At 68.2% G+C, this 6,282-nt stretch carries 7 protein-coding genes; 3 read left to right on the forward strand and 4 right to left on the reverse strand.

Annotated features, from left to right (window positions below; genetic code table 11):
- Together DBV14_RS04345 and DBV14_RS04350 are read left to right on the forward strand one after the other, a co-directional pair.
- Positions 1 to 595 (forward strand): pirin family protein (locus tag DBV14_RS04345; RefSeq protein ID WP_260396809.1); only part of this gene is annotated, 595 nt, incomplete at its 5' end.
- 115 nt (positions 596 to 710) lie between these two features.
- Positions 711 to 1,241 carry a hypothetical protein gene (locus tag DBV14_RS04350; RefSeq protein WP_124457977.1) on the forward strand — a complete coding sequence of 177 codons (531 nt, stop codon included), beginning with the start codon at positions 711 to 713 and terminating at the stop codon, positions 1,239 to 1,241.
- Positions 1,242 to 1,283: 42 nt separating this feature from the next.
- Here the strand turns inward: DBV14_RS04350 and DBV14_RS04355 are convergent, their stop codons facing one another.
- Positions 1,284 to 2,852, reverse strand: coding sequence for a hybrid sensor histidine kinase/response regulator (locus DBV14_RS04355; RefSeq protein ID WP_260396810.1), 1,569 nt, complete (start codon positions 2,850 to 2,852; stop codon positions 1,284 to 1,286).
- Positions 2,849 to 4,339, reverse strand: a complete 1,491-nt coding sequence (locus tag DBV14_RS04360) for an ATPase domain-containing protein (RefSeq protein ID WP_124457978.1) — start codon at positions 4,337 to 4,339, stop codon at positions 2,849 to 2,851. Before DBV14_RS04360 ends, DBV14_RS04355 begins: the two co-directional genes overlap by 4 nt.
- Before the next feature lie 279 nt (positions 4,340 to 4,618).
- Between DBV14_RS04360 and DBV14_RS04365 the strand changes: the two genes are divergently transcribed.
- Positions 4,619 to 4,798 carry a DUF3606 domain-containing protein gene (locus DBV14_RS04365; protein ID WP_124457979.1) on the forward strand — a complete coding sequence of 60 codons (180 nt, stop codon included), beginning with the start codon at positions 4,619 to 4,621 and terminating at the stop codon, positions 4,796 to 4,798.
- A gap of 45 nt (positions 4,799 to 4,843) precedes the next feature.
- On the opposite strand, the gene ureG is transcribed toward DBV14_RS04365, so the two are convergent.
- Positions 4,844 to 5,494, reverse strand: coding sequence for an urease accessory protein UreG (gene ureG / locus DBV14_RS04370; protein ID WP_124457980.1), 651 nt, complete (start codon positions 5,492 to 5,494; stop codon positions 4,844 to 4,846).
- 27 nt (positions 5,495 to 5,521) lie between these two features.
- The gene (locus DBV14_RS04375; RefSeq protein WP_124457981.1) at positions 5,522 to 6,202 is read right to left on the reverse strand and encodes an urease accessory protein UreF; all 681 of its coding nucleotides are present in this window, start codon (positions 6,200 to 6,202) and stop codon (positions 5,522 to 5,524) included.
- Between the last annotated feature and the right edge of the window lie 80 nt (positions 6,203 to 6,282).

Consider the following 6,282-nt stretch of genomic DNA (forward strand, 5'->3'; position numbering starts at 1 on the left):
CGACGTGCAATGGATGACCGCGGGCGCGGGCATCCTGCATGAAGAGTTTCATTCCGACGCGTTCACCCGCGACGGCGGCGAGCTCGAGATGGTCCAGCTGTGGGTCAACCTGCCCGCCCGGGACAAGATGGCCGCGCCGGGCTACCAGGGCATCACCGACGCGCAGATTCCCTCGGTGGAACTCGGCGATGGTGCAGGGCGCGTCCGCGTGATCGCGGGCGACTACCTCGGCCACAAGGGACCGGCCCGCACCTTCACGCCCATCGACGTGTGGGACGTGCGCCTGAACCAGGGCGCGAGCGTGACGCTGCCAGTGCCCGAAGGCCGCGTGGCCGCCATCGTGGTGCTGCGCGGCACGGTGATGGTGAACGGCGACGAGGTGGCGCGCGACGCGCAGATGGTGCTGCTCGACCGTGCCGGCGATGCGCTGACGCTGGAAGCGAACAAAGACGCCGTGGTGCTGCTGCTGAGCGGCGAGCCCATCGACGAACCCATCGTCGGGCACGGGCCGTTCGTGATGAACACGCGCGACGAGATCGTGCAGGCCATGAAGGACTTCGGCAGCGGTCGCTTCGGGCAGATGCAGTCGCACTGAGAAAGAAGCCGGCAAGCTGAAAAGTGCGCCGGGGCGGCAGGAAGAAGGGCGGTGGCGCCGCCGTGGAACTCCGGGTGATACTCCCGGTCCCACGGTGCCGCCGCCTTTCCTACCGATGCCTCACGTGCGATTCATTCCCTCCCTGAACAACCTTCTGCGGGCCCTTGCCACGGGTGCCGCCCTTCTTGCCGCCGGTGCGCTGCATGCGCAAGCCCTGCCGCCGGGCGTGCGGCTCGGCATGACGGCCGACGAGCTTCATGCCGCGCTGCCCGCGGCGCAGCGCGTGCAGCGGCCGCAGCGCCTGTCCGGCGGCCTGCTGGGCAGCTGGCGCGCGGCGCCGGTCGAAATGGCGGGGCTGGCCTTCGAGCCGACCTTCTTCTTTGCCGCCTCGGAGCTTCGGCGCGTCGAGTACGTGGCCACCGCGCAGGCGCTGCCCGACAGCGGCGCGGCGGCTTTCGCGGCCATCGTGCAATGGGGCCGCGGCGTGTTCGGCAACGAGCTGGCGTCGCGCGATCCGGGCAACGCCTATGCCGCCTGGGTGAGCAACGACACCGACGTGTACGTGCAGCAGGTGAGCGACCCGCGCCGCGCCAGCGTGCGGCTGGTCTACAAGGCGCGGCAACTGCGGGACGGCAGCGAGCTCTGAAGGCGCGCCCCCGCCGGCCGCCTCGGGTCGAGGCGGGCCGGATCAGGCGAGGCCGCGTTGCGCCAGCTTCTGCAGCGCGGCCGACAGTTCGTCCAGGTCGACCGGCTTCAGCAGATGGTGGTCGAAGCCGGCCCGCGCAATGCGCAGGCGGTCGTCGGGCTGGCCCCAGCCGGTGAGCGCGATCAACCCCATGCCGTAGAGCTTCGGGTGGGCGCGAAACCGGCGCGCCAGTTCGCAGCCGTCCATGCCCGGCATGCCGATGTCCAAAATGCCCAGCGAGGGCTGGAACGCCTCGGCCTTGTTCAGCGCATCGGCCCCGCTGAAGGCCACGGCCGTTTGCGCACCCAGCAGGTCGAGCAGCGCGGCCAAGGATTCCGCCGCGTCGCGGTTGTCGTCGACCACCAGGATGCGGTGCCGCGCGGCGATGGTTTCCTGCGATGTCCTGGTGTGCGCGTCGGCCCGCAGGCCGTGGTCGAGCAGCGGGAGCCGCACGGTGAATTCGCTGCCCCGGTTCGATCCTTCGCTGGCGGCTTTGATCGTGCCGCCATGCAGTTCCACCAGGCTTTTTACCAGCGTGAGGCCGATGCCCAGCCCGCCCTGCGCGGCCCGGGCGGTGCCGCTGACCTGCACGAACATGTCGAAGATGGCGCCGAGCATGTCGGCCGGAATGCCCGTGCCGCTGTCCCTGATGCGCACCACCGCATGGCCGTCGTCGCGCTCGACGAAGACGTCGATGCGCCCGCCTTCGGGCGTGTACTTGGCCGCGTTGTTCAGCAGGTTGGAGAACACCTGCGTGAGCCGCACGCTGTCGCCTTCCACGGCTTCGGACACCTCGGGCACGTGCACGGCAAGGGTGTGCCTGCCGGCGTCCACCAGCGGCCGGCTCAGCTCGACCGCGCCGCGGATCACCTCGTTCAGCGCGAGCTCGCCCAGCTGCAGTTCGATCTTGCCGCGCGTGATGCGCGACACCTCCATCAGGTCGTTGACCAGCCGCACCATGTGCTCGACCTGGCGGCCCATGAGCTGGTAGTAGGGCAGGGCTGCTTCCGGGGTCAGCGTCTTGCGCGTGAGGATCGCCAGGGCGGTGCTCAGCGGCGCCATCGGGTTGCGAAGCTCGTGCGCCAGCGTGGCCAGGAATTCGGTCTTGCGCTTGTCGGCTTCGCTCAGGTCTTCGAGGATCTTGCGCAGTTCGTACTGCCGGCGCCGCGCGCGCAACGCGCTGCGCAGTGCGCTCACGAGAGAGGCCACGCGGATCGGCCGCTCCAGCACCGTGACGTTGGCCATGCCTTCCATCGCGGTGGCGATGGCGCGGGAGTCGGCGCCCTGCCGCGCCAGGATCAGCACCGGCAGGTCGGACCACGGTGGCTGCACCGACACCGCATCGGCGAGCTCGGCGGCACCGCTGCCCGACAGCATTTCTTCGGAGACCAGCAAGGCACCCGCGCCCTGCCGCATCTCGTGCACCAGTTCATGCAGGGACGCGCACACCTGCGTCTCGATGCCCGAGCGCGCGAGCACCGCGGTGGACATGACGGCGTCTTTCGTGGTTGCCGTTCTCAGCAGAACGCGCAACTGCAGGTCGTCCGGAGCGGCGGTGGTGGCAACCGTCACGGAGGCATCGCCGATACGCCGTCGATCGGCACCGGCACGCCGGTCAGGATGCCCCGGAAGTGGCGCAGCGGCTCGCCGACTTTCAGGCCCCCGTGGTCCATCGAGAAGGCCCGGATCGAACGCTCGTGCGAGCCGCCGCGCTTCTTGAGCACCGAGATGGCCTGCCGCACTTCGCCTTCCGATTCGAAGTAGCGCAGCAGCACCACGGCATCGGCCAGGTAGCTTGCATCGACCGGCGTCTGCATCTGCATGCCGATCAGCCCGTGCTGCGCGCCCACCAGCAGCGTGGCCACGCCCGACTGCCCCAGGTAGGTGAGCAGCTCGTGCAGTTGCACGATCAGGAAGCGCTCGTCGGGCATGGCGTTGAGGTAGCCGTTCAGGCTGTCGATGACGATGACCGCCGCCTTGTGCTCGGTCACCGCCACGCGGATTTCGTGCACCAGTTCGCCCGGCGAGAGCTCGGCGGGGTCGACCTGCTTGATGCGGATGCGGCCCGACTTCAGGTGGGTTTCGAGGTCCATGCCCAGGCCCGTGCAGCGCGAGCGCAGCGTGTTGATGCTCTCGTCGAAGATGAACAGCGCGGCGCATTCGCCGCGCTGCGCCGCGGCAATGGCGAACTGCACCGCCACCGACGACTTGCCGGTGCCCGGCGCGCCCACGAAGAGCGTGCTGGTGCCCTTTTCGAGCCCGCCGCCCAGCAGCGCGTCGAGCGCCTTGATGCCGCTGGGCAGCCTGGCCTGCGAAGCGCCGTTGACGTGCTCGGCGGCCACCAGCCGCGGAAAGACCTGCAGGCCGCCGCGATTGATCCGGTAGTCGTGGTAGCCGCCACGGAAAGACTGCCCGCGGTACTTGACCACCAGCAGCCGCCGGCGTGCCGCCCCGTAGTCGGAGTTGGACTGCTCCAGTCGCAGCACCGCGTGCGCGATGCTCTGCACCTGCAGGTCGTGCTCGGTGGCGGTCATGTCGTCGAGCAGCAGCACGGTGCACTGGCGGCCCGCGAAGAACTGCTTGAGCGCCAGAATCTGCCGGCGATAGCGCAGCGAGGTGCCCGACAGCAGCCGCAGCTCGGACAGCGAATCGAAGACGATGCGCGAGGGCTTGAGCGTTTCCACGTCACTGAGGATGCGCAGCGTGGTTTCGCTCAGCTCGACCTCGGACGGATGGAACATGGTGTACTGCTCCTCCGGCTGCAGGGTGTCCTGCGTGGGCAGCATCTCGCGCATGTGGATGGGCGAGATGTCCCAGCCGTGCGAGGCGGCAACCCCGCCCAGCTCGGTCTCGGTTTCGGACAGCGTCACGTACAGCACCGACTCGCCCAGGCGCGCCCCTTCGAGCAGGAACTGCAGCGCGATCGTCGTCTTGCCGGCGCCGGGCGTGCCCTCGACGAGGTAGAGGCGGTTGGGCTCCAGGCCTCCGCCGAGCACGTTGTTCAGCCCGGGGACCCCGATGCTCAGAAGCCTGCGAGTGTTCGGCTCCGTCGTCTCCATTGCGCTTCTCCACTGTGTTGGATTGAAAAAATCGAATGGCTCGAATTCAATCATGGAGATTGCGAATACGCGTGCAGGACAGCGCCGGGAAATTGGCCGACTGCGTGTCGGCGGCCACCTCATGGCGTGGCTTGGGGATGGCGTCGGCGGGACGTGGGCGTTGTCCTGCAAATCAATCGGGCGGCGTCTGGCCGGCGGGGGACGGCGGTTGCGGAAACTTCGCTCCGCTTTCCATTCGATCAACTGCCCATCCACCCACCTACCCATCTGGAGACGACGATGCCCGACGACAGCGAGATCCGCATTCCGCAGGACGACCAGCGGATCGATGTCACCGACCTGCAGGAGGTCGACTACTGGACGAAATGGTTCGGCGTGAGCGAGGCCCGGCTGCGCACGGCGGTGGCTTCCGCGGGCACGCTCAAGGACGACCTGCGCATCTATCTCGGCCTGCCCTGAGGCCGGCCGGGCACGCGGCCGGCGTGCTTGTTTTTTGCCTGCCGCTCAGCCGGCGGTGAGCATGCCCCGCTGCTCGATGAACGCCACCACCTCGGCCACGCCGGTGTGGGTCTTGAGGTTGGTCATCACGTAGGGGCGCTGGCGTCGCATGCGCTGCGTGTCCTGTTCCATCACGTCGAGGTTGGCGCCCACGTAGGGCGCCAGGTCGGTCTTGTTGATGACGAACAGGTCGCTCTTGGTGATGCCGGGGCCGCCCTTGCGCGGAATTTTTTCGCCGGCCGCCACGTCGATCACGTAGATCGTCAGGTCGGACAGTTCGGGGCTGAAGGTGGCCGCGAGGTTGTCGCCGCCCGACTCGACGAACACGATGTCGGCGTCGGGAAAGTCTTCGAGCATGCGGTCGATGGCTTCGAGGTTGATCGACGCGTCTTCGCGGATCGCCGTGTGCGGGCAGCCGCCGGTCTCGACCCCCATGATGCGTTCGGCCGGCAGTGCGCCGGCGACCGTCAGCAGGCGCTGGTCTTCCTTGGTGTAGATGTCGTTGGTGATGGCGACCAGGTCGTACTTGTCGCGCATCGCCTTGCAGAGCATTTCGAGCAGTGTGGTCTTGCCCGAGCCGACGGGGCCGCCGATGCCCACGCGCAGCGGGGGCAGTTTCTTGGTGCGACGGGGAATGTGGTGCAGGGCGGAGGTCATGGGGTGGCGAGTGTCCGGTTCAGTCAGCTAGCTTCGGAAGAGGCGGGAATATTGTGTTTCATGGCGCGCCGACAACACTGCCAGCAGGGGCGCGAAGGCCTGGCGCTCGTCGTCGGTGAGTTCCATGGCGCGGGTCACGGCGGCGGGAATCTGATGCGCCAACTGCCCGAGGATGCGCTGGCCCGCGCTCTGGCCCAGCGGCACGGCCTTGACGGCGGCGGCAACCATGTTCTCGGCCCAGCCGAAGGCGAAGGCCAGGCAGCCATCGTGCACGGTGGCGCCGGTGCGGCTGACGGCAAAGGCAAAGGCCACGGGGTAGGTGGCGGGCAGGCTCGCAAAAACTTCGGCAGTGTCGGCGTGGTGCAGCTTGAGCCACTCGACGAAGGAGCGGCCCATCTGTTCGGTCTGCAGGAAAAACTCGGCCGACTCGCGCGTGACCATGACCCATTCGTTGAGTTCGCGGACACGCTGGCTGTCGTTCGCGCGCCAGGCCGCGATGGCTTGCGCGACCAGGGCGAGGTCGCCGCGCGCGAAGCTGAGGTGCAACTGGTCGGCGAGCCATTCGGCGGCTTTCGATTCCGAGTCGATGCCGGCCCATTCGACGGCGGCCTCGACGCCTTCGGAGTACGAGAAGCCGCCTACCGGGAGTGCGGGGGAGGCGAGCCAGATGAGCTGGAGCAGGCTGTGAGCGCCGGCTGGATTGGGCATGTCAGTTCTTTGCCGCGCGTTGTCTTGCGGAGTGCTTGTGTTCTTGTTCTTGGCGCAGCTGTCCGGGGTGCGTGCGACTG

The organism is Variovorax sp. KBW07 (assembly GCF_003852515.1).
GTDB lineage: Bacteria > Pseudomonadota > Gammaproteobacteria > Burkholderiales > Burkholderiaceae_C > Variovorax.